At 46.1% G+C, this 26,666-nt stretch carries 31 protein-coding genes; 11 read left to right on the top strand and 20 right to left on the bottom strand.

Annotated features, from left to right (window positions below; all coding sequences use genetic code 11):
- Nucleotides 1-124 precede the first annotated feature (124 nt).
- Together ABD031_RS03900 and ABD031_RS03895 are read left to right on the top strand one after the other, a co-directional pair.
- Complete coding sequence (locus tag ABD031_RS03900; protein WP_343848587.1) at nt 125-799, top strand: outer membrane beta-barrel protein; 675 nt, start codon at nt 125-127, stop codon at nt 797-799.
- Nucleotides 796-1,449, top strand: a complete 654-nt coding sequence (locus ABD031_RS03895) for an outer membrane beta-barrel protein (RefSeq protein WP_343848585.1) — start codon at nt 796-798, stop codon at nt 1,447-1,449. Before ABD031_RS03900 ends, ABD031_RS03895 begins: the two co-directional genes overlap by 4 nt.
- Nucleotides 1,450-1,509: 60 nt before the next feature.
- On the opposite strand, the gene ABD031_RS03890 is transcribed toward ABD031_RS03895, so the two are convergent.
- From ABD031_RS03890 to ABD031_RS03835, 12 genes are all read right to left on the bottom strand, one after another.
- Complete coding sequence (locus tag ABD031_RS03890; protein WP_343848583.1) at nt 1,510-2,268, bottom strand: sensor histidine kinase; 759 nt, start codon at nt 2,266-2,268, stop codon at nt 1,510-1,512.
- Nucleotides 2,261-3,016: a hypothetical protein gene (locus ABD031_RS03885; protein WP_343848581.1), complete on the bottom strand. Its 756-nt coding sequence runs from the start codon at nt 3,014-3,016 to the stop codon at nt 2,261-2,263. Before ABD031_RS03885 ends, ABD031_RS03890 begins: the two co-directional genes overlap by 8 nt.
- A 3-nt stretch (nt 3,017-3,019) precedes the next feature.
- Nucleotides 3,020-3,421 (bottom strand): molecular chaperone DnaK, encoded by a 402-nt coding sequence (locus ABD031_RS03880; protein ID WP_343848579.1) that lies wholly within the window; start codon nt 3,419-3,421, stop codon nt 3,020-3,022.
- Nucleotides 3,422-3,588: 167 nt separating this feature from the next.
- Entirely contained in the window at nt 3,589-4,032 is a 444-nt protein-coding gene (locus ABD031_RS03875) for an outer membrane insertion C- signal (RefSeq protein WP_343848577.1), read from the bottom strand.
- A gap of 54 nt (nt 4,033-4,086) precedes the next feature.
- Nucleotides 4,087-5,133: a Gfo/Idh/MocA family oxidoreductase gene (locus ABD031_RS03870; RefSeq protein ID WP_343848575.1), complete on the bottom strand. Its 1,047-nt coding sequence runs from the start codon at nt 5,131-5,133 to the stop codon at nt 4,087-4,089.
- A gap of 11 nt (nt 5,134-5,144) precedes the next feature.
- Nucleotides 5,145-5,771, bottom strand: a complete 627-nt coding sequence (locus ABD031_RS03865) for a response regulator (RefSeq protein ID WP_343848573.1) — start codon at nt 5,769-5,771, stop codon at nt 5,145-5,147.
- 72 nt (nt 5,772-5,843) lie between these two features.
- A complete protein-coding gene (locus ABD031_RS03860) occupies nt 5,844-6,599 on the bottom strand; it encodes a sensor histidine kinase (protein ID WP_343848571.1) in 756 nt (251 codons plus the stop codon).
- A 718-nt stretch (nt 6,600-7,317) separates the two neighbouring features.
- On the bottom strand, nt 7,318-7,686 hold the full coding sequence (locus ABD031_RS03855) for a molecular chaperone DnaK (protein ID WP_343848569.1): 369 nt from the start codon (nt 7,684-7,686) through the stop codon (nt 7,318-7,320).
- Nucleotides 7,687-7,827: 141 nt separating this feature from the next.
- Nucleotides 7,828-10,800 (bottom strand): protein translocase subunit SecDF, encoded by a 2,973-nt coding sequence (secDF, locus tag ABD031_RS03850; RefSeq protein ID WP_343848567.1) that lies wholly within the window; start codon nt 10,798-10,800, stop codon nt 7,828-7,830.
- A gap of 94 nt (nt 10,801-10,894) precedes the next feature.
- Nucleotides 10,895-11,239 carry a hypothetical protein gene (locus tag ABD031_RS03845; RefSeq protein WP_343848565.1) on the bottom strand — a complete coding sequence of 115 codons (345 nt, stop codon included), beginning with the start codon at nt 11,237-11,239 and terminating at the stop codon, nt 10,895-10,897.
- A gap of 60 nt (nt 11,240-11,299) precedes the next feature.
- Nucleotides 11,300-11,917: a uridine kinase gene (gene udk / locus ABD031_RS03840; RefSeq protein ID WP_343848563.1), complete on the bottom strand. Its 618-nt coding sequence runs from the start codon at nt 11,915-11,917 to the stop codon at nt 11,300-11,302.
- A gap of 33 nt (nt 11,918-11,950) precedes the next feature.
- Complete coding sequence (locus ABD031_RS03835; protein WP_343848560.1) at nt 11,951-12,532, bottom strand: non-canonical purine NTP diphosphatase; 582 nt, start codon at nt 12,530-12,532, stop codon at nt 11,951-11,953.
- Between the two features lie 90 nt (nt 12,533-12,622).
- Here ABD031_RS03835 and ABD031_RS03830 point away from each other — a divergent pair, with 90 nt between their 5' ends.
- Nucleotides 12,623-13,186 carry an LOG family protein gene (locus tag ABD031_RS03830; RefSeq protein ID WP_343848558.1) on the top strand — a complete coding sequence of 188 codons (564 nt, stop codon included), beginning with the start codon at nt 12,623-12,625 and terminating at the stop codon, nt 13,184-13,186.
- Nucleotides 13,187-13,315: 129 nt separating this feature from the next.
- Nucleotides 13,316-13,819, top strand: a complete 504-nt coding sequence (locus ABD031_RS03825; protein WP_343848556.1) for a hypothetical protein — start codon at nt 13,316-13,318, stop codon at nt 13,817-13,819.
- Between the two features lie 54 nt (nt 13,820-13,873).
- Here ABD031_RS03825 and ABD031_RS03820 read toward each other — a convergent pair whose 3' ends face one another.
- Nucleotides 13,874-14,599, bottom strand: coding sequence for an LOG family protein (locus ABD031_RS03820; protein WP_343848554.1), 726 nt, complete (start codon nt 14,597-14,599; stop codon nt 13,874-13,876).
- Nucleotides 14,600-14,761: 162 nt separating this feature from the next.
- Between ABD031_RS03820 and ABD031_RS03815 the strand changes: the two genes are divergently transcribed.
- The 4 genes from ABD031_RS03815 (at nt 14,762) to ABD031_RS03800 (ending at nt 16,925) form a co-directional block, all read left to right on the top strand.
- A complete protein-coding gene (locus ABD031_RS03815) occupies nt 14,762-15,346 on the top strand; it encodes a YkgJ family cysteine cluster protein (RefSeq protein ID WP_343848552.1) in 585 nt (194 codons plus the stop codon).
- Nucleotides 15,347-15,432: 86 nt separating this feature from the next.
- Nucleotides 15,433-15,807: a phage holin family protein gene (locus tag ABD031_RS03810; RefSeq protein WP_343848550.1), complete on the top strand. Its 375-nt coding sequence runs from the start codon at nt 15,433-15,435 to the stop codon at nt 15,805-15,807.
- Nucleotides 15,797-16,183: a hypothetical protein gene (locus tag ABD031_RS03805; RefSeq protein ID WP_343848548.1), complete on the top strand. Its 387-nt coding sequence runs from the start codon at nt 15,797-15,799 to the stop codon at nt 16,181-16,183. Before ABD031_RS03810 ends, ABD031_RS03805 begins: the two co-directional genes overlap by 11 nt.
- On the top strand, nt 16,167-16,925 hold the full coding sequence (locus ABD031_RS03800) for a phosphoglycerol geranylgeranyltransferase (protein WP_343848546.1): 759 nt from the start codon (nt 16,167-16,169) through the stop codon (nt 16,923-16,925). Before ABD031_RS03805 ends, ABD031_RS03800 begins: the two co-directional genes overlap by 17 nt.
- On the opposite strand, the gene ABD031_RS03795 is transcribed toward ABD031_RS03800, so the two are convergent.
- The 6 genes from ABD031_RS03795 to panC all read right to left on the bottom strand — a co-directional run bounded on the left by ABD031_RS03795 (nt 16,902) and on the right by panC (nt 22,156).
- Nucleotides 16,902-17,834, bottom strand: a complete 933-nt coding sequence (locus ABD031_RS03795; RefSeq protein WP_343848544.1) for an AraC family transcriptional regulator — start codon at nt 17,832-17,834, stop codon at nt 16,902-16,904. The two genes, ABD031_RS03800 and ABD031_RS03795, sit on opposite strands and share 24 nt — an antisense overlap.
- A gap of 137 nt (nt 17,835-17,971) precedes the next feature.
- Nucleotides 17,972-19,111 (bottom strand): acyl-CoA dehydrogenase, encoded by a 1,140-nt coding sequence (locus tag ABD031_RS03790; RefSeq protein ID WP_343848542.1) that lies wholly within the window; start codon nt 19,109-19,111, stop codon nt 17,972-17,974.
- A gap of 102 nt (nt 19,112-19,213) precedes the next feature.
- Entirely contained in the window at nt 19,214-19,900 is a 687-nt protein-coding gene (locus tag ABD031_RS03785) for a zinc metallopeptidase (RefSeq protein WP_343848540.1), read from the bottom strand.
- 34 nt (nt 19,901-19,934) lie between these two features.
- The gene (locus tag ABD031_RS03780; RefSeq protein WP_343848538.1) at nt 19,935-20,936 is read right to left on the bottom strand and encodes a lysylphosphatidylglycerol synthase transmembrane domain-containing protein; all 1,002 of its coding nucleotides are present in this window, start codon (nt 20,934-20,936) and stop codon (nt 19,935-19,937) included.
- Nucleotides 20,936-21,283 carry an aspartate 1-decarboxylase gene (panD, locus tag ABD031_RS03775; RefSeq protein ID WP_343848536.1) on the bottom strand — a complete coding sequence of 116 codons (348 nt, stop codon included), beginning with the start codon at nt 21,281-21,283 and terminating at the stop codon, nt 20,936-20,938. The genes ABD031_RS03780 and panD overlap by 1 nt, the downstream gene beginning before the upstream one ends.
- 24 nt (nt 21,284-21,307) lie before the next feature.
- Entirely contained in the window at nt 21,308-22,156 is an 849-nt protein-coding gene (panC, locus tag ABD031_RS03770; protein WP_343848534.1) for a pantoate--beta-alanine ligase, read from the bottom strand.
- A 126-nt stretch (nt 22,157-22,282) separates the two neighbouring features.
- On the opposite strand from panC, the gene ABD031_RS03765 reads away from it, so the two are divergent.
- From ABD031_RS03765 to glmS, 3 genes are all read left to right on the top strand, one after another.
- Nucleotides 22,283-23,095 (top strand): glycogen/starch synthase, encoded by an 813-nt coding sequence (locus ABD031_RS03765; RefSeq protein WP_343848531.1) that lies wholly within the window; start codon nt 22,283-22,285, stop codon nt 23,093-23,095.
- Nucleotides 23,022-24,419, top strand: coding sequence for a DUF4270 family protein (locus ABD031_RS03760; protein WP_343848529.1), 1,398 nt, complete (start codon nt 23,022-23,024; stop codon nt 24,417-24,419). Before ABD031_RS03765 ends, ABD031_RS03760 begins: the two co-directional genes overlap by 74 nt.
- Nucleotides 24,420-24,541: 122 nt before the next feature.
- Nucleotides 24,542-26,383 (top strand): glutamine--fructose-6-phosphate transaminase (isomerizing), encoded by a 1,842-nt coding sequence (glmS, locus tag ABD031_RS03755; RefSeq protein ID WP_343848527.1) that lies wholly within the window; start codon nt 24,542-24,544, stop codon nt 26,381-26,383.
- 51 nt (nt 26,384-26,434) lie between these two features.
- On the opposite strand, the gene ABD031_RS03750 is transcribed toward glmS, so the two are convergent.
- Nucleotides 26,435-26,626 carry a Kazal-type serine protease inhibitor domain-containing protein gene (locus ABD031_RS03750; RefSeq protein WP_343849133.1) on the bottom strand — a complete coding sequence of 64 codons (192 nt, stop codon included), beginning with the start codon at nt 26,624-26,626 and terminating at the stop codon, nt 26,435-26,437.
- Nucleotides 26,627-26,666: the final 40 nt, after the last annotated feature.

The following is a 26,666-nucleotide window of genomic DNA, read 5'->3' as shown; positions in this document are numbered from 1 at the left end:
ATGAAAATCCTAAACCGCTCGAAACCAAATTTCTAAGAAAATCAGGGAGGTGTTTTTTTTTAAGAACAAAACTAATGTTAACTATTCACGTCCTTAGATTCATATTCATCTCAATCCAACCCGTATGAAAAAAATGTTATTGGCGGTTTTACCGCTTTTTATGCTTTCGCTGACGGCCTTTGCGCAGCTCGAAAAAGGAACTATCCTGCTCGGTGGAGGAGTGGGCTACAGCTCCTCGACCTCCAATTCGGAAAGTTCTAACGCGTACAATGAATATCAAAACACCAATTTCAGTTTTAGTCCTGACGCCGGGTATTTTTTCAAAGACACCTGGGTGCTGGGGATAAGCCTGCCCTTTTCCGGTCAAACTACTAAAGTGAATACAGATTACGCTTCGGGAGCTGAAGACACCAACTCCGAATCCAAAACTTCCTCCTATGGAGTTGCACCATTTGTCCGCAAATATTTCCCTTTTGGGGAGAAGATGGCTTTCTATGGACAAGTGAAGACTGGATATTTTCATCAAACGACCGAGAATATTCCCAATGTCAACGATGACAGTTCAAGCACTACGCGGGGATCGAATCAATTCAATGTCGTGACGACTGCGGGCCTATCCTACTTCCCTAAAACTTGGCTGGGTATCAACCTGTCCATTTCTCCTCTGAGTTTCTCCACTTCCTCCTCTGAAGAGGACCGCTACGGCGAAACTTTCGAAACCAAATCAGGCGGTTTGAACTTTGGTGTAGATTCCTCTGCGATTGGGTTGGGTGTCAACTTTTTCCTAGGTAAGAAATGAAAAGATCTCTACTAGCTTTTGTATTTCTCATGGGTCTATCATTGTCTACTCATGCACAGATGCAGAAAGGCTCCTGGATCGCGGATGGTCAGGTGGGTGGGTATGCTACCAATGAGAAGAGTGAGCACCAAGACCCATCCTGGGACGATTATAACCTCTCGAGCAAAGCGACAAGTTTTTACTTCGGGCCTGGAGTGGGTTATTTCATTCAAGACAATCTGGCGCTTGGGATCTCGGGGCGCTTTCAGGTGGTGACAGCAAGTGCGCAAAATGGAGAAAATGAAGCGCTCAGGGGCAACCAACTTACGTATGGTATGGGCTTGTTTTCCAGAAAGTATTTTCCCGCAGGGGAAAGGCTTTCCTTCTACGGAGAGCTGCACGCTAGCGGACTCTGGGGGACTTTTGGCAACATCGAAGAAGAATCCTCTGATCGGACAGTAAGCACTAAAATCCAAGGCTTCAAAGCAAGTGCAGGCCTCGGTGTACAGTATCTGGTGAAGGATTTTCTCGGCTTGCACTTGCAAACCACCTTGGTTGACTATGATAGGTTCAAGAATACCGGGGTTACCTATGATTATTCAGGTACCAGTTCCAACCTGAATGCCCGACTATTCTCCTCCTTTCAGATCGGTGCTTCATTCTTTTTCTAAAAGAACCCCAAACACCCCAGAGGCAGAAGTCTTGGGGTGTTTCGGTTCATCTCCTCGATTTTAAGCCGGAAAGTCCAAGGTGATTTTGGTCCCTTGGCCCGGATTGGAGCTCAGCGCAAAGGATCCACCTATGGTGTTCATGCGATTGGTAAGGTTGGTCATACCACTGCCCTGAGACGGAAGGGAGGGATCAAAGCCAAGCCCATCGTCTTCGATCATCAGCTGCGCCCTTCCCGGAGATGCGGAAGTAATCCTGATAACGATATGATCCGGACTCGCGTGTTTGATCGCGTTGTTGAGGCATTCCTGGATTACCCGGATCAGGACGATCTTTTTGTCTTTTTGAAGCTCGGGAAGGCTGTAGTCGCAGTGGAGTTCTGTCTGACAGTAGCCGGTGGCTTGGATTTTTCCCAATTGCTGGCCGATAAACTCGTCGATGCTGATGGATTCCACCCAGTCGAGATTGAGCGATTTGGAGAGCGCGCGAACCTCTTTGATGACTTCATTGACCATATTCCTGCCTTCGGCATGCTTTTCAATCTTGGAGGAGTTGAGATTGAGCTTGGCCAGCGAGAGGAGCTGACCGATGTTGTCGTGGAGCTCTCTGCCGACCTGGGCGAGTGTTTCCTGCTGGATCTCATTTTCGATATCTAGGAGGATTTTCTCATGCTCAGCCTGTACCTGATTGAGTTTTTGTCTGGCGAGATCCTGACGTTGACGGTGGAAAAACACCATGGCGACCACAAAGACCGACATAAGTCCCGCAAAGAAGATTCCCGAAAGGACGATGGCGATGACTTGGTGTTCTTCTTCAAGCATAGCTGGGTTGGGTTTCCACCTTTAACTTCATTAATGGAGCGGCAAGACAAGCGATATAGACCAAGGATTGAACCAGGCCGGTAAACCGATTCACTTTAAACATTGAAACAAGAAAAGCACTGTGATTTTCGGTAAGGTAACTTGCGGAAATATCAGTGAAATAGGTAAGTGAGGTAAAGAACATGATGAACGTAACCTGCCAAAAGGATGGTAATAGCAGGATATTCATGAATACATATTCCTCTCGGGTCATCAGGATATAGTAGTAGGTAAAGCAACCTAAAAGCATGCAGAGTGCCCCTACGGCAAACAAGATTCCCTGGTTAAGGTAAATAGGCTCGATCTGTATAGCTTGGTAGACGACAGCAATGGAAATGAATGTAAACAGAATCCATTTTACCCGAGTCTGTTGCTCTGCCGGCAGGTAGTTTTTGATCAGTAACAAGGCCACCACGGGCATTGCCATTTTTAGGACGATGTTATATAGCCACGCATTATAGAAGGGCTTTTCATGGTTTCCCAAAAACTCATTGATAGGGCCGTTGACATTCTGGAACAGACGAAATCCAAAGCCCAAAGGATCAATCACCACAAAAATAAAGGCATAGATAAAAGGCAAGAGATATTCGTTCCTTCTTCGCAAGGCGGAAGGCAATCGAAAAAAGACAATACAGAGCACTGCCAAGAAGACATAATTGGATACGGATACCCAGTCCCTGAACATAAAAGGAAGAAGCTCAGTACGCACGGCCTAGACGTCCGTGGGATCGGGCTGGCAGTGCGGAGGGCATATCTCCCCGTGGTTTTCGTAGGTAGTCCCTCCGTCTTCCAGTTCCACGCGGGTCAGCTTGCTCTCTTTGAGATTGGCAGGACAGAGCACCAGGGTCAGCGAGCCGACGACCAGCTCATAGGAATTGGGGTAGAGCTTCTTGGCAGTTTTTTCGTCGTACTCCGCCATAAAGATCTGGATGCCGCCTACTTTGGGGTCTTTGTCCACTTGGGCGAGTAGGCCCTCCAGCGTTTCACGGTTGAAAAAAAGCCAGCTGGTCTGGTTGGTGTTTTCACCGGTCAGTGTTTGGGCAGGCTTGCCCTGTCGGACTTCCGCGGTGTACTTGGCGCGCATTTCTTGGAAGTCTTCTTTTGAAATTTTCATAAAATGGGGAGTAGGATTAAAATATTCCCCAAAATAATCTGATTTTTTTGAAATATATAGAGTTGGAGAAGGCAGGAAAGGGAAAAAAGGCAACCGGTGTTGTCGCCCTTTCAAGGTGTGATTTTCTACAAAGCTATTAAGTCGCTGCCCGCTGTCAGCGCGCTCTCTTATTTAAACGTGTACTTGATCCCCACTCCTCCTCGGAAGTAGTTGTGGTCATGGCCAGAAAAAACCGGAGCAGCCTCGACTACAATGCCCAGATTTCTGGTACTGGAGAAAGGTTTAACAAGCACCCCAAATGGGATGGCAAAGTAAATGTCATCGTGGTCGTCATGGTGATGATTGTGATGATCGTCGCCAAAGAGGCCGAGTCCGGCGCCGACGTAGGCGTTTACCTCTGACTTTCGCACGAAATTATACGCGCCCATCAGTTCCAATCCGATCTCGTGATCTATCCCTAGGCGGGCTTCCCCAAAAAACTCTCGGTCGGGATCTGTGCCTACGGTCAAAAAGATATCAGAAGTTTGGAAGTTCATTCCAACGCTCACTTGGGCTTGGGCTATCGAAGTGTATCCCAAAAGGATCAAGGCAAGGAATAATAATTTTTTCATAGTAAAATTCAGGATGGTTGGACTTGCTTCCAGTCAAAGTCCAAGCCAATCCTGCTACCACTTGCCTTCCTCCTGCCAAACTCGTATTCCCAATGCTGCACTTTTGAATGCCGCCTCTATGATCTTCAAGACTGAAATGGCTTGAGCGAGGGTGACCTTCAGAGGGTGTTTTTGTGCGATTGCGTCGGCGACATTCTGGTAGTAAATGCGATAGTCGCCGCTGACCGTCTGCCGTTGGATGGTCTGTTCTTCCAGGTAAAGTGTGCCCCATCGCTCTGGGAAATCTACTCCCCAGTCCGGGCCTTCAGGTTTTAAGCCGTCTTTGAAGGCCTGCTCTTGGACATCCAAAAAGTACTTTTGAAAGGATCCCTTTTCCCCTAAAAGCAGAAACCTCGGCGTTGGCACATTGACTAAGACGCCAGCGGTGACCCGAGCTTTGAAGTCGTCATAATAGAGCGAGATATCGAAGTAATCATCTGCTATTGCGTGTTTTCGCTGTCTTTGAATGTCTGCACAGACAGCTTTAGGCTTGCCAAACAAGAGCACCACTTGGTCGATGAGATGGGATCCCAGGTCAAAGGTGATACCGTTGCCGGGAACTTCTTTCTCGCGCCAGTTTTCTGAAACTTCGGGCCGGAATCGGTCAAAATGCGATTCGAGATACACTAACCTTCCCAGCGTATCCTCAGCTACCAGTTGCTCTAACGTGCGAAAATCCCCGTCAAAACGACGATTGTGAAAGACGCTGCAAACGAGGCCTTTTTCATCTGCCAGCTTCGCCAGTTCCTCCGCCTCCCAGGAATGGATAGTCACCGGCTTGTCGACCACGACGTGCTTTCCTGCGAGAAGGCACTGTTTGGCCATGGGAAAGTGAAACTCATTGGGAGTGGTGATGCAGATCAGGTCGGCGGCATCTGCTAAAAGCAGGTCATCCAGGCTTCGGAAAGTCCTCACCTTGGGGAATTTTTTCTCGCATCTGCTGCCGTTTCGCTCCACCACGGCCACCAAGTCTAGATCCTGACAAATGTCGATAAGCGGCGCATGCATCTTTTCGGCTACGGAACCATAGCCTACCAATGCAGTTCGAAGGATTTGTCTCATTGGGATTGGGGTTAGAGTTGCATTTCGTTGACTTTGTTGATCAACTCGATGCGGGAGGAGACTTGCAGTTTTTGATGGATATGTTTTCGGTGAGTCTCTATGGTCTGCACACTCAGGCTCAGCTGCATGGCAATGTCCTTATTGAGAATGCCCTCGCTGATGAGCTTGAGAATTTGCGCCTCTCTTCTTGAGAGCCGGTATTTGTCTCTGAATGCATCAAAAAACGGGGCGACGTTGGCTTGCTGGGACACGCGATTAAAGTCCTTGATGTACCGCCCCTCATAGACTTCGACAATGGTAAAGAGCAGCTCATCGGGATCGGCATCTTTTAGCAGAAAGGCATCTGCGCCGAGATGCATACATTCTTTGAAGATTTTCTCTTCGTCGTACATTGACAGGACGATCACCTTCAGTTCGGGATGTCGAAGCTTGCTTTGTTTCAGGACTCCGAAGCCGTCGACGACCGGCATATTAAGGTCTGTGAGGACAAGATCCACCTCTTCGGTGTCCAGGAACTCCAGTAATTCTTTCCCATTGGGGAACAAGCCAACCACCAGCAAGTCCTCATGCTCCTCTATGAGTCCTTCCAATCCTTTTGCAAATAGTTTGTGGTCGTCAGCCAGAGCGATCCGGATCATTTTTTGAAACGTAGGTGTCGAATGAAAGCAGGGTGGGTCTTACTAAAGATTCCTGAAATTAGGACACTAATATCAAAAAGGCAACTCTAAACTGACAAGTGTACCTTTTCCGACAACAGATGTCAGCTTAAATTTGCCACCGATGGTTTTCATGCGATTGGCAAGATTGTGCATGCCACTTCCCGAGTATTTTTGAGTAGTGTCAAAACCTTTACCATCGTCCTTGATTTCGATAGTTCGGATCGAGCCATTATGTGCGATTCGGATCGTGATATGATCGGGCTGGGCATGCTTGAGGGCGTTACTGAGGCACTCTTGGATGACCCGGATTAACACGAACTTTTCTTCTTTTTTCAACTCCAAAAACGACTGGTCGGACTCCAATGAGGCTTGGCAAAAACCGGTGGCCTCGATTCTTTTCAGCTGCTCGCGGATAAAATCATCCAAGGAAAGCGATGCTACCCAGTCGAGATTCAGAGTTTTGGACAGCGCTCGGACTTCGGTGATGACTTGGCTGACGTACCCCTTGGCCTCCTGCTGTCGTTCAGGCTTGGCGGAGTTTAGACTAAGTTTTATCAGCGATAGGAGCTGTCCAATGTTGTCATGCAATTCTCGCCCGATCTGCGAAAGGGTTTCCTGCTGAATCTCATTCTCCACGTTGAGCAGGGTTTTCTCGTGTTCTGACTTAAGATGTTCGATTTTTTGTCGGTTTTGCATTTGCCGTTGCCGATGAAGCACCACCATCGCTACCACAAAAAGGGACATCAGGAAAGCAAAGAATATCCCTCCAAACAGGATCAACAGAAATTGACTCTCTTGCTCAGACATGGATGATTTCTATTTGGAATCTATCGCTAATCAATACGGAGTAAATGCCGAAGCAAAGCAGGAAATTGCTCAGTATACTCATATTACGCGGAATCTCTATGACCATGTTACAAATATCAAGATGATGGGTATAGAGATATTCGTATGATATATAGATCATGAACGACGAGGAAAAATAAAATAAGGTGGCCGTGGTGGCCCAAAAGCTGAATTCTTTTAAAGGATCAATTTCTAAGAATTCATCCAGCGTCATCAATTCAAAAAAGTACAGCCCACAGCAGCCTAGCATCAGAACCGAATTCAAAAATAAAATGTATTCACCGCTGTCATTGTAATGTACAAATCCGCTAGAATGTAAAATCAGAGAAATCAAAAGGAAAAACACAATCAGGAGGCTAACCCACTTTTTGTGATTTTTTCTCTTGAGAAAGCTTCTGAGCAAAAGAAAGAACAGGATCGCAGACACGTGAGAATTGAAAAGATTATAGACCCAGTTGTTTACAATCTTTTGAGAGGCCAGAAAGCCAGCAAAAAATTCATAAGAAGCAACCAGAACAACAATTCCAAGTGACAACCTTACAGCCTCATTTTTCCTTTGCGCTGCTGAAAGGAGGGAATATCCCAACAAGCCTATCAAGGCAATCCCAATTAATGACAATGGGTAGTAGTTGAGCCGTTCGTAAAACCGGTCCAGATTTATCTGATCCATCAGTTGTGTTTATTCGCAGTAGGGAGGGCACGTTTGACCCCTGTCATAATATTCCTCGCTTCCCTGAACGCGGCCAGATCGATCAATGCCGGAACTGGCATAGACGGGGGAATAGACCAGGTTGATTCTGCCTATGTATTGCTCAGCATCTGCGCCGTGAAATTCCTCGGCAACCTCTTTGGTATATTCTGTGAGATGAAATTTCAGACCGATCACCCCGTCTTGGTTGAGTACTTCCATTAGGTCTTCCTTGGAATAGGATTCCCAGTTGGTCTGGTTTTCGACGTCGCGTTTAGGGCCTTTCGCCGGTTTTCCTTTTTTGATTTCCTTATCATATTTGGCCTTCATTTCTTCGAACTGCTCTTTGGTGATTTTCATAAATTGGTATGGCTTGTTTTGTTGGAAGTGACCTTAAAAATATTATCTATTTTCAAAAGGTAGGGGATTTTGCCTTCACAAGGCAATAAAAAAAAGGAGCGGAATTGCTCCCGCTCCTTTTTTTATTTTGAAAATCACAGATTATGCTACTTTTTTTGTCTCCTTTGGAGCAGGACTACCTTCGTTTTCAATTTCCTTTTTCATCAAATCCACTACGATCGGTGTCGCAATGTAGATCGAAGAGTAAGTACCCACAAGAATACCGACGAACAGAGCGTAGGAGAATCCTCTCAAAACTTCACCGCCGAATACCAAAAGGATCAATACCACGATCAAGGTCGTAAATGAGGTAATCAAAGTACGTCCCAAGGTCTGGTTGATGGAATCGTTAAATACCTTCACCAGTTTGTTGGTGCCGCGACTGTCGATGTTTTCACGGATACGGTCAAAGATGATCACGGTATCGTTGATCGAGTAACCAATCACAGTCAATACCGCCGCGATAAATACCTGATCAATCTCGAACGTAGCTCCGAAAGCGCTGCCTATCGCAAAAGCTGCGATTACAAACAGGGTATCGTGTACCAAAGCAACGATGGATGCCAACGAGAACTGCCACTTGCGGAATCTCAAAAGGATGTAAAGGAAGATCGCAATCAGTGCAACAATCATTGCTTCGGCGGAAGACGCTTTGATGTCATCTGCCACAGTTGCTCCTACCTTAGAGGAACCAGTAATGGAAAACTGACCAGCAGAAATCTGCTCAGCATTGTCGATGTATGTAAATCCAGTCACTGTTGCGATTCCTTCTTTGACTTTGGCTTCCACTTCTTTGTTGGACGCATCATCATCTTCGTTGATCAGGTAGGAAGTAGTGACTTTAAGTGTGTTGTTAGACCCGTAAGTTTTCACCTCTACAGAACCGTCAAATTCCCCGTCCAGACCTACCTTCAGTTCCGATGGAACAACCGGCTCATCGAATGCTACGATATACGAACGGCCACCTGTGAAATCGACACCGAACTTCAGGCCATTGACTGCAGCAATCCCAAGTCCGATCACAATGATGGATGTAGAGATGAGGTAGGCAAATTTTCTTTTGCTCATGAAATCGATATTGAGACCAGAAAGCGCATTTTTTGCGAATGGAGCCGTAAAATTGATGTTGCTCTTATCACCTTTTCTGGTCATCCAAGACACAATCACTCGCGTAATGAATACCGATGAAAAGAAAGAACACGCTATACCGATCATCAAGACGATGGCGAAACCTTTTACCGGACCTTGACCCAACGCAAACAGGATTGCACCCGTCAAGAACGTAGTCACGTTACCGTCGAAGATTGCCGAGAATGCTTTGCTGTAACCTGCATTGATAGCGCTCATAAGGCCGACACCATTTCGGAGTTCTTCTTTGATTCGCTCAAAAATCAACACGTTGGCGTCAATCGACATACCGATCGTCAATACGATACCGGCGATACCTGGCAAGGTAAGCGCTGTACCCAATTGGGCCAAGATGCCGAGGATAAAGAAGATGTTGAATACCAGTGCAGCAATAGCTACCAAGCCGCCTTTGGTATAGTAGGCTACCATGAAAAGTACCACCAGCGATAGGCCTGCTACCATGGAGAACACGCCTTGACTTTGAGCTTCTTTACCAAGCGTTGGGCCGATGATGCTTTCCTCCACGATTTGAGTGGGAGCAGGCAGAGAACCTGACTTCAGGATGTTTGCCAAATCCTGAGCTTCTACTAGGGTAAAGTTACCTGCGATTTCAGATTGTCCACTAGGAATTTCTCCGTTTACAACCGGTGCGGTGTACACGTAGTCATCGAGAACGACGGCAATTCTGCGACCAATGTTTTCAGAGGTCAATGTTCTCCACTTACGGGCACCTTCTGCATTCATCTGCATAGAAACAGCCGGACGCGAAGTCTGATCCAAGGTCTGCCGGGCATCAGTAACTACGTCACCTTCGAGCGGCGCTTGGTCCGTTCCTCTCGTCGTCTTGATAGCGTAGAGCTCAAGCAGCTCGCTACCATCTTCAGCGACGGTTGGCTTTACACCCCAAAGCAACTTGAGATCTCTAGGAAGGAAAGACTTGTATCGCTCATTTTTGATGATTCTGTTGATGGCCACAGTATCTCTCACGTCGTACACCAGGCCGTAATTTGCTTTCAGGGAAGCAATCAGGGGAGACACGTCATTTGAGCTGCTCATCGGATCGAGCTGCTCCAGTTGTTTTTCCAACGCATTTTTCAAGGAATCTTCGGAGGAAACTTCGTCCAAGGAAGTCGTATCCACCGGCGTTGTAGTCGCTTTTTGATCAGCAACCCAAGTGGTATTGATAGTCTCGATAGCACCCCCGAATTCGTTCAGTTCCAACACTTCCCAGAATTGAAGCTTGGCTACCCCTTGAAGCATGTTTCTTACTCGCTCCTGATTGTCCACACCTGGAAGTTCGATCTGAATTCTTCCTGATCCGGCGATTCTTTGAATGTTTGGTTGGGAAGTTCCGAAGCGGTCGATTCGGGTCCTTAGGATGTTGAAGGAACGGTCGATGGCGTTTTCTACTTCCGTATTGATGAGTTCCAGGATATCGCTGTCGGAAGATTCCAGAGAAACTCTCCCTCTGTTAGCTGCTGTAGCGAAGATAGAACTCAAGCTTTTGCCGGGATTGTTTTGCTGCCAGTTGGCATAGAACAGATCAACGAACTTGGTATCCGACGTTTTAGCTTGCTCTCTGGCATCCTCGATAGACTTATTGAAGCCTTCATCGCTTGGGTTGCCAGCTAGCCCTTTTACTATTTCCACTGGAGAAACAGCCAAGGTAACGTGCATACCGCCTTGAAGATCAAGTCCGAGTCCAAGTTCCGTTTCCTTGATCTCCTGGTAGGTGAAATCTGCACCTAGGAAATTATAAACGGGCTCTCTCCAGATAGAATCCAGGTAAGCTCTTCTTTTGGCAAAGTCAATATTGCCGGACGGATCAGTCGCATAAGCATCTGCTTTCTGCTGGATCCCGCTGGAGACGAATGTGAATGACAGATAGTACAGGCAAAGCGCTGTAATGATGACTGTCAAAAACACAATGACACCTTTGTTTTGCATAAGGGGTTATTTATTTAATTGTTTGGGAAATACAGATTAGAAGCCGAAACCAGGGAGGCTCGGCAGATAATGATAAAGCGGGGGGAAGTGAAACTCAGGGACCCTGTGGGGAGATGATTCGCTCAAAAAGTATCTCTACGTGATCGTTGGGAGCAATAGCAGTAAGTACCTGAGTGGCTGGCACTTTGAATTCAAAACTGAAAACCTGATAGATCAGATAAAACACGGTATCTGCCACATGGAGCACAAAGGGCACGACAGCATCCACCGCTACGTTGAAAAACGTCTGATCAGGGTGCTCGGAGGCTTGGTCGATAGCCTCTGCACCTCCTTCTTGAGGCACGTATTCCACACTGGAAATAAACAGGCAAAACAACAAAGCCATCACCAGCGTAAAGCGCTGCTGGAAGAGATTGTTATGGAGTACCCGGTTTTTCATGCGCCGCAAATATAGGCATTATTTGAAAATCACGCTTTTTGATTCAACTTTTTTAAGACCCTAATGCGATCTGACTCTGAGAAACGTGCGGATAACCTCCAGAGCCATGTCAAAGCTGGAATTGTTTGGGATGATCAAATCTGCTTCGTTTTTGAAAGGTTTAATATATTTTTCATAGGTCGGCATCACGTGCATCTCATAGCGGTACAGTACATCGTCCAGGTCATAGCCCCGCTCGACCTTGTCGCGGATGATCCGCCGCTTGAGCTTGATATGATCTTTGGCATCGATAAAGATCTTCAAATCCAACAGGTCAGCCAACTCTGGATAGTAGAGCACAAAAATGCCCTCCACCACAACGACAGGAGCGGCAGAGAAGGTCAGCATTTTCGATTTCTTGGAAGCGTTATTGAAGGTGTATTCCTCCCGAAGAACCGTTTCACCATTTTGGATTTTACGGATATCAGCGGCGTATTGCTCGAAGTCAATGCTGTGCGGAGTATCAAAATTGTGGATCCCCTGCGCATCGATCGGCTGTTGATGCCGAGGCTTGTAGTAGTTGTCCTGAGAGATGAGGCAGACTTCTGCCGGCTCAAAACTACTCAGCAATCGCTCCAAAAATAAAGTTTTTCCCGAGGCGGAACCGCCCGTGATACCTACAATAAACGGCTTTTTCATGGGGGTCAAAGGTAAGGCATTTTAAGGGTCATCTCAGAATTTACGATGGTGAAGAAAGGCGATCAAGCTTCTGACCGCCTGACCGCGATGGCTGATCTCGTTTTTTTCCGCCAGGCTCAACTCTGCGAAAGTCCTGTCAAAACCTGCCGGAAGAAAAACCGGGTCATAGCCAAAGCCACCATCACCGACGGTTTCATCCAAAATCTCTCCTTGGGCGATTCCTTCGAAGGAAAATTCTTTTCCGTCAAGGATCAGCGCGATGACGGTTCGGAATCTGGCTGACCGGTCAGTTTTTCCATTCATTCTGGCTAAAAGCAAGGCGATGTTTCGTTCGTCGCTGCGTGGTTCACCCGCGAATCGACCTGAATACACGCCCGGTGCCCCGTCCAGAGCCGAGACTTCCAGCCCGGTGTCATCGGCAAAGCAATCGACTCCGTAGTGATCTTTGACAAACCTTGCCTTTTGGAAAGCATTGTGATCCAACGTGTCGCCCGTCTCAGGCAGCTCCTCCAAGCAACCGATTTGCTGGAGTGAAACGATCTCGAAGTCTGAACCCAATGCGGCTTTTACTTCTTCTATTTTCTTGGAATTGTTGGTAGCAAAGCAGATTTTCATGCCTTAAAAGTACACATCGATGGCAAAGAATTTAGGGTTTCTTGCCGAGATAGTAGCTTTTGCAAAAGACAGAATCCCTATTTTAATGGCATGAAGAAGATTACCGTATACTGCGGCTCCAAAAAAGGAAACAGCGGCATCTTTGAAGCCGGTGCCCGCTCTTTGGTTCGGGAGATGATCAAGCGGGACCATGCGTTGGTCTATGGCGCGGGGCGCGTGGGATTGATGGGAGTAATCGCAGATGAGATGCTGGCTGCGGGCAAGGAAGTTCTGGGCATCATCCCGCAAAAGCTGGTCGATCGCGAAGTCGCCCATCAGGGTTGCACTGAATTGATCATCGTGGAAACGATGCGTGACCGCAAATGGCTGATGGCTGAGCGTGGAGACGGGTTTATTGCCATGCCCGGTGGAATAGGAACGCTGGAGGAGCTTTTTGAAATCATGACCTTGAACCAACTTCATTATATCCAGAAGCCCTTGGGATTATTCAATGTCAATGGGTATTACGACAAGTTGATCGATTTTTTGAACCATGCGATGGAGTCCGGCTTCCTGTATCCGGAGCAGGAGGAGATGCTGATCATCTCGGATGACCCAGTGGATCTGTTGGATCAGATGTCTGCTTACCAAGCTAAACGTCCATCAGACTGGTAATGGCCTTAGCAGGATCCTGCAAAGCTCTGAGGGAATGGGCCTGCAATAGTTCAGCCCCGTGTTTTTCACGATCAGTTTTGTGTGATTTGGAAAGATAAATTGTACTTTTGCCGGAACCGTGATCGCTGCATGATAGACAAGCTTTTTCCGCTGGACAAAAATTACATCCTCAGACAGGCTCAGTTTGTATTGGAGGAGGAATTGATGGATCAGATGGTCGATGAATTGAAGAGATCTTACACCTACCTCTACAACCCGCTCCAACTAATGGATCAGACCTATGCCAAGATTTTGGATACGTTTGATTTTCCACGGGATCGGGTACAGCTGATCTATCGACAGCTTTGTGGGATCTACCGCTTCAAAAACAAGGACAATCAACTGGAGCTGTTATTTGATGGACGATCGCATTCTGACAAATTCACGGAAGAATGGCAGACGGCATTGATGAGTTGGCTGAGAGAACTCGGGCAGCATGAGCAGTACGTGAAAACCATGCTGCGGATGACCTTGCTGTATGATACCGAATCCCGTGCAGAGTGGGCCGAAAACCACTGCAAGGCTTTTATCAACCAGTACTTTGAGTTGAAAGTCGTCAAAAGACAAGGCGAGTTGAAATTAAAAATCGCCTAACGTACAACAACAAAAACGGCCAGCTTACAAGACTGGCCGTTTTTGTTGTTTGGATTAGAAGTTTGGGCTTAAGAGATATTTGCTGTAGAAGTCATCGATGACTTTAACCGCCTCAGTGGCATCTTCCACCACGGTGAAAAGCTCCAAATCATCCTCTCGGATGTAGTTGTGTTCAGTCAATAGCGTTTTTTTGATCCAATCCACCAAACCTTCCCAATAAGATTTTCCCACCAGGACGATGGGGAAGCGTCCAATCTTATTCGTCTGGATCAGCGTAAGCGCCTCAAAAAACTCGTCCATAGTACCGAAGCCTCCCGGCAAAACCACAAACCCCTGGGAATAGCGGATAAACATTACCTTACGCACGAAGAAGTAGTCAAAATTTATCAGCTTGTCCCGGTCGATGTAGATATTGTTAAACTGCTCAAAGGGCAACATGATATTTAAGCCGACGGACTTTCCGCCCTCGGAGTAGGCCCCCTTATTCCCCGCTTCCATGATGCCAGGGCCACCGCCTGTGATGACGCCATAGCCATGGCGGACGAGCTTGGCGGCGATATCCTCGGCCATTTTATAATATTCGTGATCGCGCGGGGTACGGGCTGACCCAAAGATTGAAACACACGGCCCGATCTTGGCGAGCTTTTCGTATCCCTCCACAAATTCAGACATCGTCTTAAAAATCGCCCAAGAATCCTCACTTCTGATCTCGCTCCAGTCCCGTTCCTTGAATGCCCGCTTGATGCGTTCTTCGGCTTCTTTGTCTTCCAGTTCACTCATATTCCTGCGTTTAGTATTTCAAAAAAACGATTCTCCACAGCATTCGGTGATGTTTGGCCCGTTTAAAAAAGTAAGACACTGATTATCAGAGATAAAAAAATGAATAAGGCAAAGCATTTTTTGGTCAATACTTATTCTACTTTTGCGTCCTTATTATCTGAGATGAATTTAATTGAAAAATCCGAGGCGGTGAAAGAGGTCTTTCAGGAACTTGAAAACGAGACCAAGCAATTTCACAAGGAAGCAGGAATGGGATGTCTATCCGGATGTGGATTTTGCTGCGCCAATCCTGACGTGCCTGCGACACCTTTGGAGTTTTTGCCTTTGGCGTTTGATCTATACTCAAAAGGCATTGCAGAGGAAATGGCCAACCAACTGACACTCCAAGATCAACCGGGAAATTGCATAGTCTACCGTTCGACTAAAATGGACGAAACCAAGGGTTTTTGTGGTGATTATTCCAGTAGAGGGCTGATTTGCAGACTTTTTGGGGCCTCGGCACGTAGAACCAAATATGGTAAAAAAGAGCTCATCACCTGTAAGATTTTGAAAGAACAGAAGGCTGAGGGATTTAATACAGCCACTGCTAGGATCAATTCAGATCTGGAGATCCCGATGGCCACAGCCTACTATACCCGACTCAAAGACGTCGATGAATCGCTGACCAATCAGTATCCTATCAATCAAGCGATATTAATGGCCTTGGAGTTGGTTTTAAGGTTCAAATTTTACGAAGAGACAGATTAAAGTCCCTCGATTCGATTTTTTTGCTCCTTAGTTTTCCAGTATATTCGGAACATGTTAGGGGAAAAAAGTGATAAATACCCGGAATTATGTTGAAAATAGGCGAAATCGTCCATACCGTAAAAGGGATCATCGAAGCCCGAATTGGAATATTTAAGCAGGATATCCAGGATGAGTTTGTCGTGATATTGTCCCGGCTAATTTTGTTGATTGTAATCGGCAGCATGTTGTTGTTTGCCTTTTTGTTTTTATCACTCTCCCTGGCCTTTTTTCTAAGTCAAGTGACCAAAAGCCCCTATTTGGGATTTTTGATCGTGGCCATGATCTATTTCCTGGTATTATTGGCGTTGATCTTAAGCAGGGACTCCTTGAGTATCCAAGAACGGGTGGAAAACTTACTCAAAAACTTTATTTTCAAAATAAGACTCAGCAAGCCAAAAGAGAAGCTAGAAGATGAAGAATAGACGGGACAATTCAACGGAAGAACTGGAGCAAACCCTTGCCAAACAGCTAGAAGTGTTCAAGAAAGAGTCTGAGGAATGGCTCAAAGTCGGTGCGGTGATCGCTGCAGGTGTATTGTTGACCTATGGCATTGTTAAGGTGGCCCGAAAAAAGAAAATGAAATCCACAGATAAGGCCCTGGAAGTGCTGGAAAAAGAAGGTTTGCTCAACGAGGACATCAAAACCCGGCTGACCAAAACCAAAGGATCGACATTCTGGCCTAGTTTTACGCAGCGGCTAGTTATCCTAGGCATTGCACTCGCTAAAGACAAACTTTTTCACGACATTTTTTCCTCCCCTGCAGAAGTAGAAGTTAAGGAAAGTGAAAAAGGTAAGTAGGCTTCTAAAAACCCTTTCAAAAAGCCGTCACAAAGGAGTCGCTTGGCTGGTTGACCCTGAAAAAGTAAATGACTTCGCCCGATTTACCTGGGTGAAAGAGTCTGGTTTAGACCTGATTCTTGTCGGAGGTAGTAGCGCCTCTTCACACAATTTTGAAACCACAATCCAAGCGCTAAGGGATATCGGGGGCTCTATTCCTGTCTGCATCTTTCCGGGCTCCTATCACCAGCTTTCTGACAAAGCCGATGCTATCCTGTTTATGAGCTTAATTTCAGGAAGAAATCCAGAATTTCTGATTTCTCATCAGGTATTGGCGGCTCCCAAAGTTGCAAAAATGGGCTTAGAGGTTTTGCCAACCGGGTATCTATTGGTCAATCAGGGAGAAGTACTCAGCGTTCATTCCGTAAGTCAGACTTCATCACTTTCCAATGACAATCCAGAATTGGTAGCTGCGACTGCGTTGGCGGGGAAATTTCTCGGCATGCGGTATTTCTATCTGGACGCGGGAAGCGGAGCAAGTACGCCCGTGAGCTCAGGTGTCATTGCCAAGGTGAAGAACGCAATCAAATTTCCCCTGATCGTAGGAGGAGGATTAACGTCCACCGAAAAGGTAACCGATGCCTTTGAAGCTGGAGCCGATCTTGTAGTATTGGGTAATTCAATCGAAAAAAATCCCGACTTTTTGGCGGAGATCCTTAGTATCAAAAATTGCTTTAACCTACCCTTGAATATTAATCAGTGATTCCCTACGCCTCATTTTACCTGCCGGCACTCCATACATCATCTTAAATCGTCGACAGAAGTATGCGGTGTCCTTATATCCGACCTCTTTTCCAATGTCCCGGATGGATTTTTTGGTCGTACGCAGTAGCTCAACCGCGGCTTCCATGCGCTGATATTCAATATAGTCCTGAGGATTGATACTGGTGAGCATTTTGAAATATTGCCCCACGTAGTCCTCCGAGACATTGGCTACTTTCGCAAGTACCTTATTGGAAAGGTCGCCGCCGATGTTGGCTTTGATAAAATTGAAAAGATCAATTAGGCGTGGATCTTTGAAATAAGTCGAATTGGTAGAGAGCTCCTCTGTGAAGAGCCTATTTTTCAAAATGTGACGCAGCAGCTCGATAACCAGGACTTCTGTTTGAGACTTGAGCACGCGCTCCTTGCCAACGTACGAAGCTTCCAACTCCTTGATGACATCCTCTACTAAAGTAGCAATGCGGTCATTGAACCGGATGATGAATGGAGGAATGTCGAGTGAATTGAAAAAATTGACCACATCAAAAACCTTTGATTCAAATTGTACTAAAGAGACACAATCTTCTTCTGATAGTTTGATGTCTTTAAAACTGATACTTTGGAGGTATTTCCGTCGGTTGTCGCCAAACTGCTCCATGTCCATTTCATTTCTTTTGGCACCTGTGCCAAAAGTGACTTGGATTTTTTGCCCTTTTGGCAAAAAGAGAACTTCGCCTTCGTTGACGAGTTCTTGATCATCCCCGAATTTCAGTGTGCCATGATGAAGCAGGATTAAGCTATTCTCGCTTTCTTCGTAATCCGATACGGTCACCGGTTTTTCAATTTTGAAATTATTGCCCTTCAAAAATCGTACGTGTACGGATTCGATGACTTTATTGTAATAATCCATGGATTCGGAATAAAAGTATATCAACAAAAATATAATTTATCCCAAATGAAAACAGGAATATTCTATAAAATGTTAGAATAAAATAAAAAAAGAAGATAATAATTGGAATTATACTCCTGAATTGGAATATGGCTAGACTACCTAAGAATTCCTCTGGCGATTACAATTCGCTGAATCTCGGACGTCCCCTCATAAATCTGGGTGATCTTTGCATCCCGCATCAATCGCTCGACATGGTATTCTTTCACATACCCATAACCTCCGTGTACTTGGATCGCTTCTATGGTGACGTTCATAGCCACTTCTGAAGCATAGACTTTTGCCATAGCTGCGGCTTGCGTATAGTCCTCGCCTTGGTCTTTGAGCCATGCAGCCTTGTAGACCAGTAGCCTTGCCGCTTCAATCTGGGTGGCCATATCAGCAAGTTTAAACTGGATGGCCTGATGTTGACTGATGGGCTTGCCGAATGTTTTTCGTTCTTTGGAATAGGCCAGTGCAAGTTCATAGGCACCTGCGGCAATCCCCAAGGCTTGAGAAGCTATTCCTATTCTTCCGCCGTTCAACGTCTCCATGGCAAAGGTAAAACCAAAGCCCTCGTCGCCAATTCGATTTTCGACAGGAACTTTTACATCATTAAATATCAGCGAATGGGTATCAGATCCACGAATTCCCAACTTGTCTTCTTTCCTGCCCACGACAAATCCCTCCGAGTCTTTTTCAACGATAAAAACCGAGATGCCTTTGTGTGCTTTTTGAGCATCTGTTTGAGCAAAAACCAAGTAGATGCTGGCGGATGAGCCATTGGTGATCCAATTTTTGACTCCGTTGATTAGGTAGTGACTTTCCTTCTTCTCGGCGATGGTCCTTTGAGAAGTCGCGTCTGATCCCGCTTCAGGTTCAGAAAGGCAGAACGCCCCCAAGACTTCCCCACCGGCAAGGCGAGTGAGGTATTTCTCCTTTTGGGCGTCCGTTCCGTATTTTTCCAGTCCCCAGCACACGAGCGAATTGTTGACGGACATCGCTACCGACGCGGATGCATCTATCTTGGACAATTCCTCCATCGCAATCACATAGGAGATAGCGTCCATTCCTCCTCCCTTATATTTGGGATCGACCATCATTCCCATGAATCCCAGCTCGCCCATTTTCTTGACTTGTTCCTTTGGAAATCTGGCTTCCGAATCACGTTCAATGACTCCGGGGAGCAGTTCGGTCTGAGCAAACTCTCTGGCAGCATCCCGTACGGCGAGCTGCTCTTCTGTTAGTTGAAAATTCATGGGTTTTTCGAAATCTTGGGTTTAACTTCTGATCGAGAATATAGGCCAAAAATGCAAAAGGGGCAAAAGCTTGCCCCTTTTGAAATTAAATTTTGATCTGGATCAATCGCGGTTGCCAAAGAAAACAAAGACGTAATAAGCCAATGTCGCCAGAGCCGCCAAAGCCGCTACCACGTAAGTCATTGCTGCCCAGTGCAAGGCGTCCTTTGCCATATCATATTCTGGCTTGGTGACGATATTTCTTTGTTGAACCCAAGCTAGTGCCCTGTTGGATGCGTCAAATTCCACCGGTAACGTGACCAACGTAAAAAGCGTCATCACTCCATAAGATCCAACCACAATGTAGCCAATCAACTCATAGGGCAGACCTAACAGGTATCCCCCAAAGAGAGAAGCGATCAATACGATATTCAGGATTTTCCCTGAGATGTTCTGCACAGGAACCATCGCCGATCTTAGATTTAGCCATGTATAGGAAGTTGCGTGCTGGACTGCGTGTCCACATTCGTGGGCTGCGACAGCGGTAGCTGCGGCATTTCGACCATAGTAGACATCCGGAGAGAGGTTCACCGTTTTGTTTGTGGGATTGTAGTGATCAGACAGCTGACCTTCTACCGAGAGAACCTGCACATCATGAATGTTATTATCCGCCAGCATAAGTTTGGCGATTTCGGCACCGGAAAGGTTCGCCTGAAGTGGCGTTTGAGAGTATTTTTTGAACTTGCTTTTCAGCTTGTTGCTGACCACAAATCCAAGGATTGCAAATACGATAACGATTAGAATAATCATTTTATAAGTTGTTTAACTGGGTGTGAATACGAAGTTAGCCCATGTCGGGTTTTTTCCAAGCGGGAATTCTCACCATCCAAACCCAGCTCACCAGCCCTACAAGCATGACGAGTATGACCTGGGTTCCGTGGATGATAGCCGCGAAGATTTTGCCGTCAGTCTCAGATATTCCCAATCGGATCAAAATGTAGGCCACTAACGCATGAAAGGTCCCTATCCCACCTTGGACGGGTGCCACCATGCCAATACTCCCCATTACCATGACCAATAGCACCTCGCCAGAAGTCAAATTGGCAGTACTTTGGATTCCAAGTGACACAGTGTACATCGTCAGAAAGTAAATCGCCCAGATCAAAACCGAACTCGCCCAGAAGCCGGCGGGATTGTCCAGAGTCCGGACTGAGCGAATCCCGGAAAGCATCTGTCGGAAAAAACCCTGCAGCTTATTCAAAAGTCCGTTATTCCGAAATTTTTTAAAAACAAAATATAACACAAGGACTAAGACTGCAACGGCACCGAGGAATAGCGGGAGGTTTTCAAGAATCTTCCGCCCGAGACTTCCAGCGTCGATCAACTCGTTGGTCAATGAGATAAATAGCTGGTTTTCAATCAAAAAAGCCAGAAAAATCGTCACAATAAGAAAGAGTAAATCGATACTCCTCTCTAGGAGTACCGTCCCGAGCAGATGGCCAAGAGAGATCCCGTTTGTTCTGCTCAGAACCCCACATCGGGCGACTTCTCCTGCTCGTGGTATGAGCATGTTGACGAGATATCCGACCATTGTTGCGTGATAGGCCCGATTGGGTGTGACTCGTTCACCCTCTTGCTGATTGATGAGTAAAGACCAGCGCCAACCTCTAACCCAATAACCTCCCCAGGCGATGGCCATAGAAAGTAAAATCCAAGACCAATTGCTGGAAAGAATCTGCGCTCTAAGGCTGTCAAATTCGATATTCCGGTATAAAAGCCAAAAAATCCAGGCGGCAATCCCCAAAGAGACCACTACCTGGATCGCTTGTTTGAGGGTTGGATTCATTAGACTAGCTTGTTTCTTTCGTCTGGAAAGATTAGGACAGGTTTATGCTTTTTCGCTTCTTCGAGTTCCATCCCTGCGTAGGAAATGATGATGACAATGTCGCCTACGGATGCTTTCCTGGCGGCCGGGCCATTCAGGCAGACCTGTCCACTTCCCCGCTCGCCAGTGATCACGTAAGTTTCGAGACGTTCGCCGTTGTTGACGTTGACGATTTGGACCTTTTCATTTTCGATGAGATTTGCAGCATCCATCAGATCCTCATCGATCGTGATCGAGCCGACGTAGTGGAGTTCAGCCTGCGTGATTTTTACGCGGTGGATTTTAGACTTTAGTACTTGAATATGCATTGGTTTAGAATTTCCGGCGCAAAATTAAGAAATTACAGGGAAGTTGTCGATCAGACGAACGTCATCTAGATAAGCAGCGACACAAATGGAAGATTTTTCCTCTAGGGAAAAATCTTCGTAGATAACGAAACTCTCCGGGTGGACTAATTCAAAATAATCCAACCTGACAGAACTAATCTGTCCAAAGTCCGCCTCTATTCCTTTTTGTACTTCCAACCACTTTCTACCGGAGAAAAGTTCAGCTTTTGCTTTTTCAAGACTGTTGAAAAGGATGAGCGCTTTGCCCCTGTCTTCTTGATTAAGTCGCACATTCCTGGAAGACATCGCCAAACCGTCGATTTCCCGTTTTGTGGGGACGATATCAAGCTTAAGCTTAAATGAAAGATCATTGACCAAACGTCGGATGATTGCAACCTGCTGCAGGTCTTTTTGTCCAAAAAAGGCAACATTGGGCCTGAGGATATGAAAGAGCTTGGAGACCACCACACCCACTCCGTTGAAATGCCCCGGACGGTATTTTCCTTCCAAAACATTCTCCAAATGACCAAAGTCGAACTTGAGGACGGTTGGGGTTGGATACATCTCCATCACATCAGGTAGGAAAACGTAGTCTACCCCTGCTTCGGCAAGTTTTTCCAGGTCAGCTTCCAAAGTGATTGGATACTTGGCAAAGTCGACGGGATTGTTGAATTGCGTCGGATTGACAAAGATGGAGACCAGGGTGAGATCTGTGGTTTGTTTAGACTTGCGGACCAGATCAAGGTGCCCCTCGTGCAGAGCGCCCATGGTAGGGACGAGCCCGATTTCCTGATTTTTCTGAAGATGCTTGAGCCAGAGTGGGTTCCATTCGGCTCCGGTACGGAATAGCTTCACGCCTAGATAGTATTTCGGCTAAATTGGGGCAAAAGTAGATTAATATCCAGAAATACAATGCTTTTTAGGCTTTTTTTATTTATCTTTGTGCCCGTTGTTTATCACGTTCATTAAAATCCCTTAAGCATGTCCAAACTACGTATCCTCTACGTTGCCAGTGAAATCAACCCTTTCTTACAAACTTCAGAAGTAGCCAATTTCTTACGATCCCTGCCCCAAGCTATGCAAGAGCGTGGTATGGAGATCCGTATTTTGGTACCAAGATTTGGGTTAATTAACGAACGGAAAAACCGCCTCCACGAGGTTGTTCGACTTTCCGGGATCAATATTGCGGTGGGAGATGAAGAGAAGCCCTTGATCATCAAGGTAGCATCTATCCCCAATGCCAAATTGCAAGTCTACTTCATTGACAACGAGGACTATTTTCAGCGAAAGCATGTATTCCACGACAAGCAACAGAAGTTTTACGAAGACAACGACGAGCGCGCCATTTTCTTTTGCAAGGGCGTAATCGAGACCGTCAAAAAATTGGGCTGGGCTCCGGATATCGTGCATTGCAACGACTGGATGACTTCACTTATTCCGATGTATCTCAAGACGACATACAAGAACGAGCCACTATTTAAAGACACGAAAACTGTATTTGCGATCTATAACAATGGATTTTCGCATACCTTTGGCGACGATTTGTTAAACAAGGTTAAGATGGTGGATATCGATGACACTATTTTAGCACCTTTGAAGACCAAAGACTTCACAGGCTTTATCAAGATGGGTATGGAATATGCCGACCTTGTAGTAAAAGGCGGTGCAGTCTCCCCCGAATTAAACCAACTCATCGAGGATTTCTCAAAAGACAAAAAGTTTGAAATCAGTATTCAAGAAGAACAGCAGGCTCACGACGAGCTTTTTGGAATATACAACAACCTTGCGGGCTAAATTAGCCGGTCTGGCCCTCCTAACAATCCTTTTTAACAGTTCGTGCAGTGATCCGGCAGCAGTCGGTCTCGAGTTAGCTCCCGGAAATAACCAAATTGGTGTATTTTACGAGGAGTTCATACTCGATGCTCAATTGGTTCTTTTGGATTCTTTCAATACAGTCAATTCTGGCATATTGGTCGTCGGAAACGAAACGGATGAGTATTTTGGAAAAACAGAAGCTACGGGCTATTCTAGACTGTATCTGAACGCAACACAAACTCGACCTGGCACTACTGCTATCTTGGATTCCATGTTTTTCAACATGGACATTGCGAGTGTCAACGGATCGAACTTGGACAATCCAAAAACCTATTCGGTACATAAACTGACCGAACCGATCCTCGATACACTTTACTACAATTTTGACGAGGTCGCCTACGCAGCGAATTCTTTTGCAGCTATTGATGTGACATTCGGAGAAATCAAGGATACTGTGTTGCAGCTTTCGGTAAACGAACAGTTCCAAAATGAGCTTTTTGGTAAAATGCAGACGGGTTCGGAATTCGCCAATCTGATCAATTTCCGAAATTACTTTCCAGGCATAGCTATCAAAGCGAAAGAAGGAGACAATGCTACCGTTGGAGTTGTATTAGGCGACAACACAGGAATCACCGCCTATTACCATAATGTAGGTGATACTGTCGCCTTTTCCTACAAGATAGTATCCTATCCCTCAAGAAGCTTTTCCGGTGTCAAATCTGATAGATCTGGCACTCCCACAGAAGTTGTCAAAGAATACGGGAAAGCGTATGAGGTTGACCCTATCGTAGGCATGAAATCGTCTTTGGCGATGGCGCTCAGGATAGACACTAGTCCCTTGGATGCATTTTTGGACACCCTTTCCGGCGTGACCTTCAACCAGGTCAACTTTACAATCGGTGAGCTGGAAAGTCAAAATGAGGATAATAATCCGATCACAGGCATGATCATGATCTTTGTAGATCAAGATAATGAACCGATCCGAAGTAGTATCAATAACGCTGCGTTGTATGTGCAGGAGGATGGTCAACCTCAGGTTGTTTTGGATGCAAACGGAGATGAAGTCCCTAATAACAACTTTCTAACTTCCGCAGTGCTGGAATATATTTCCGATGACAAAAGCTACTTGGCTGGAATAACTTCCCATATTAACGCCATCTACAGAGGAGACATTCTAAGACAGAACTGGTTGCTATATGCTTCAACTCCGGATACCGGGGATGACTTCAAGAGGTCTATGCGCCAGTTTAAGGTTAACAAAGACAAAGTCAAAATAAAAGTCATTTACTCGAAATCAAGATAGTTCAATCGATTTCGTTAAAGTTGAGATAATCCACTTTCCCAAAAACGGAAAGTGGATTATTTTTTTTGGCTCAAATGGTGTTTCTTTGCGGAAGTTTATACCAACTTTAATAATTTTTAATTATGTGTGGAATTGTCGCTTATGTGGGACAGCAAGAAGCTTTGCCCATAGTCCTCAAAGGGCTTCGAAGGCTGGAGTACCGTGGGTATGATTCAGCCGGGGTTGCTCTGTTGGATAGCAGAGGCTTAAGTATCTATAAGAAAAAAGGAAAGGTCTCCGAGCTCGAAAAGTATTTGGAGACTAATGGAAACCTGACGTCAAAGATCGGTATCGGTCACACTCGCTGGGCGACTCACGGGGAGCCCAATGATGTGAACGCCCACCCGCATTATTCCTCCTCGGAAAGGTTTGCTATGATCCATAACGGTATCATCGAAAACTATGAGGTGTTGAAAAAAGACTTACTTCAGAAAGGCTATACCTTTCAAAGCGAAACGGATACGGAGGTATTTGTGAAGTTTATTGAGGACATCTTTGTCAACAATCAATGCACACTTGAAGAAGCCCTCCGATTGGCTTTGCACAAAGTGGTCGGAGCCTACGCGATCGTCCTAATCAACAAGGAAGAACCGGACACTTTAATCGCAGCTAGAAAAGGCTCGCCGCTGGTCATCGGTGTAGGAGAAGACGAGTACTTCCTGGCATCTGATGCCACGCCTATCATCGAATACACTAAAAAGGTGGTATACCTCGATGATTATGAAATAGCAGTGATCAGAAACGGAAAGCTTCAAGTCAAAACGATAGAAAACGTAGAAACCCACCCCTACATCAATCAACTCGAAATGGAGTTGGAAGCGATTGAAAAGGGCGGATACGAGCACTTCATGCTCAAGGAAATCTACGAGCAACCGAAGTCTATCGCAGATTGTCTGAGAGGGAGATTGGATGCCAAATCAGGGCGATTGGTTCTGGGTGGTCTTCGAGATTACATGAATAAATTTCAAAATGCCGAGCGAATCATCATTACGGCTTGTGGGACATCTTGGCACGCTGGACTGGTAGCTGAGTATCTTTTCGAAGAGTTTGCGAGAGTTCCAGTGGAGGTCGAATATGCTTCTGAATTCCGCTACCGAAATCCTGTCATCAGCGAAAAGGACTTCGTCATCGCAATTTCCCAATCCGGCGAAACTGCCGATACTCTGGCAGCGATCGAACTTGCCAAGTCCAAAGGAGCGACCATTTTCGGAGTTTGTAATGTGGTCGGATCCTCGATTCCAAGAACCACACACGCTGGATCTTACACCCACGCAGGGCCGGAGATCGGTGTTGCATCGACCAAAGCCTTTACTGCTCAGATCTCGGTATTGGCAATGATGGCATTAAAGCTAGGCTATCAACGAGGAACCCTGCCGGAAAGCAGGTATGTACAGCTTCTGCATGAACTTGAAGCGATCCCTTCGAAAGTTGAAAAGGCACTTCAAACCAATGATCTGATCAAGTACATCGCTTCTGAATACAAGGACGTGCGAAATGCGCTCTATCTCGGCCGCGGTTATAACTTCCCTGTAGCACTAGAAGGAGCGTTGAAGCTAAAAGAAATCTCCTACATCCATGCCGAGGGATATCCAGCAGCTGAGATGAAACATGGACCAATTGCCTTGATCGACGAGGAGATGCCTGTATTCTTTATAGCGACTCAAGATAGCTCCTACGAAAAAGTGGTGAGCAACATTCAGGAAGTCAAAGCCAGAAAAGGAAAAGTAATCGCTGTGGTAACCGAGGGTGACACCCAGGTAAAAGCGATCGCAGATCACGTGATCGAAATCCCTGAAGTACATGAGGCTTTCGTTCCGTTAGTAGCGGTAGTGCCTTTGCAATTGCTCTCCTATCACATCGCTGTGATGAGAGGATGCAATGTGGATCAGCCACGAAATCTTGCGAAATCGGTAACGGTAGAATAATCAAAAGGCGCTAAATAAAAAGGAAAGGCTGGCAGAGATGTCAGCCTTTTTTTAATCGCACTCTCCCGAAGACCAAGATTTGAGGCCTGAGCGATCGGCAGTGCAGGAATTGGGATAGGTTTTGCCATCACACCCACATACAGGATTGTAATCAAAAGTGCAGGGGCCGGATATGACGCGATCGGGATCAATGCAGTCTGCGGATGGATTCTCTTTTTCGCACCCAAAGCCCGATAGAAGCATGAGGAAAACGATATAAAATAGGGACTTTCTCATACTGTCA

It is taken from the genome of Algoriphagus jejuensis, from assembly GCF_039523455.1.
Classification (GTDB): Bacteria; Bacteroidota; Bacteroidia; order Cytophagales; family Cyclobacteriaceae; genus Algoriphagus; species Algoriphagus jejuensis.
The sequence above is the reverse complement of the archived record's forward strand: the minus strand, read 5'-3'. Positions and strand labels throughout refer to the sequence as shown.

Excerpts from the sequence above, each read along its gene's own strand:
- ABD031_RS03830 (WP_343848558.1), top strand. The coding sequence starts at position 12,623 with ATGAAGAAGATTACCGTATACTGCGGCTCCAAAAAAGGAAACAGCGGC.
- ABD031_RS03790 (WP_343848542.1), bottom strand. The coding sequence starts at position 19,111 with ATGAATTTTCAACTAACAGAAGAGCAGCTCGCCGTACGGGATGCTGCC.
- ABD031_RS03810 (WP_343848550.1), top strand. The coding sequence starts at position 15,433 with ATGTTGAAAATAGGCGAAATCGTCCATACCGTAAAAGGGATCATCGAA.
- ABD031_RS03780 (WP_343848538.1), bottom strand. The coding sequence starts at position 20,936 with ATGAATCCAACCCTCAAACAAGCGATCCAGGTAGTGGTCTCTTTGGGG.
- ABD031_RS03875 (WP_343848577.1), bottom strand. The coding sequence starts at position 4,032 with ATGAAAAAATTATTATTCCTTGCCTTGATCCTTTTGGGATACACTTCG.
- udk (WP_343848563.1), bottom strand. The coding sequence starts at position 11,917 with ATGAAAAAGCCGTTTATTGTAGGTATCACGGGCGGTTCCGCCTCGGGA.
- secDF (WP_343848567.1), bottom strand. The coding sequence starts at position 10,800 with ATGCAAAACAAAGGTGTCATTGTGTTTTTGACAGTCATCATTACAGCG.
- ABD031_RS03805 (WP_343848548.1), top strand. The coding sequence starts at position 15,797 with ATGAAGAATAGACGGGACAATTCAACGGAAGAACTGGAGCAAACCCTT.
- ABD031_RS03795 (WP_343848544.1), bottom strand. The coding sequence starts at position 17,834 with ATGGATTATTACAATAAAGTCATCGAATCCGTACACGTACGATTTTTG.
- ABD031_RS03825 (WP_343848556.1), top strand. The coding sequence starts at position 13,316 with ATGATAGACAAGCTTTTTCCGCTGGACAAAAATTACATCCTCAGACAG.
- ABD031_RS03785 (WP_343848540.1), bottom strand. The coding sequence starts at position 19,900 with ATGATTATTCTAATCGTTATCGTATTTGCAATCCTTGGATTTGTGGTC.
- ABD031_RS03845 (WP_343848565.1), bottom strand. The coding sequence starts at position 11,239 with ATGAAAAACCGGGTACTCCATAACAATCTCTTCCAGCAGCGCTTTACG.
- ABD031_RS03750 (WP_343849133.1), bottom strand. The coding sequence starts at position 26,626 with ATGCTTCTATCGGGCTTTGGGTGCGAAAAAGAGAATCCATCCGCAGAC.
- ABD031_RS03820 (WP_343848554.1), bottom strand. The coding sequence starts at position 14,599 with ATGAGTGAACTGGAAGACAAAGAAGCCGAAGAACGCATCAAGCGGGCA.
- ABD031_RS03895 (WP_343848585.1), top strand. The coding sequence starts at position 796 with ATGAAAAGATCTCTACTAGCTTTTGTATTTCTCATGGGTCTATCATTG.
- ABD031_RS03860 (WP_343848571.1), bottom strand. The coding sequence starts at position 6,599 with ATGTCTGAGCAAGAGAGTCAATTTCTGTTGATCCTGTTTGGAGGGATA.
- ABD031_RS03865 (WP_343848573.1), bottom strand. The coding sequence starts at position 5,771 with ATGATCCGGATCGCTCTGGCTGACGACCACAAACTATTTGCAAAAGGA.
- ABD031_RS03855 (WP_343848569.1), bottom strand. The coding sequence starts at position 7,686 with ATGAAAATCACCAAAGAGCAGTTCGAAGAAATGAAGGCCAAATATGAT.
- ABD031_RS03880 (WP_343848579.1), bottom strand. The coding sequence starts at position 3,421 with ATGAAAATTTCAAAAGAAGACTTCCAAGAAATGCGCGCCAAGTACACC.
- glmS (WP_343848527.1), top strand. The coding sequence starts at position 24,542 with ATGTGTGGAATTGTCGCTTATGTGGGACAGCAAGAAGCTTTGCCCATA.
- ABD031_RS03815 (WP_343848552.1), top strand. The coding sequence starts at position 14,762 with ATGAATTTAATTGAAAAATCCGAGGCGGTGAAAGAGGTCTTTCAGGAA.
- ABD031_RS03835 (WP_343848560.1), bottom strand. The coding sequence starts at position 12,532 with ATGAAAATCTGCTTTGCTACCAACAATTCCAAGAAAATAGAAGAAGTA.
- ABD031_RS03900 (WP_343848587.1), top strand. The coding sequence starts at position 125 with ATGAAAAAAATGTTATTGGCGGTTTTACCGCTTTTTATGCTTTCGCTG.
- ABD031_RS03765 (WP_343848531.1), top strand. The coding sequence starts at position 22,283 with ATGTCCAAACTACGTATCCTCTACGTTGCCAGTGAAATCAACCCTTTC.
- ABD031_RS03870 (WP_343848575.1), bottom strand. The coding sequence starts at position 5,133 with ATGAGACAAATCCTTCGAACTGCATTGGTAGGCTATGGTTCCGTAGCC.
- ABD031_RS03890 (WP_343848583.1), bottom strand. The coding sequence starts at position 2,268 with ATGCTTGAAGAAGAACACCAAGTCATCGCCATCGTCCTTTCGGGAATC.
- panD (WP_343848536.1), bottom strand. The coding sequence starts at position 21,283 with ATGCATATTCAAGTACTAAAGTCTAAAATCCACCGCGTAAAAATCACG.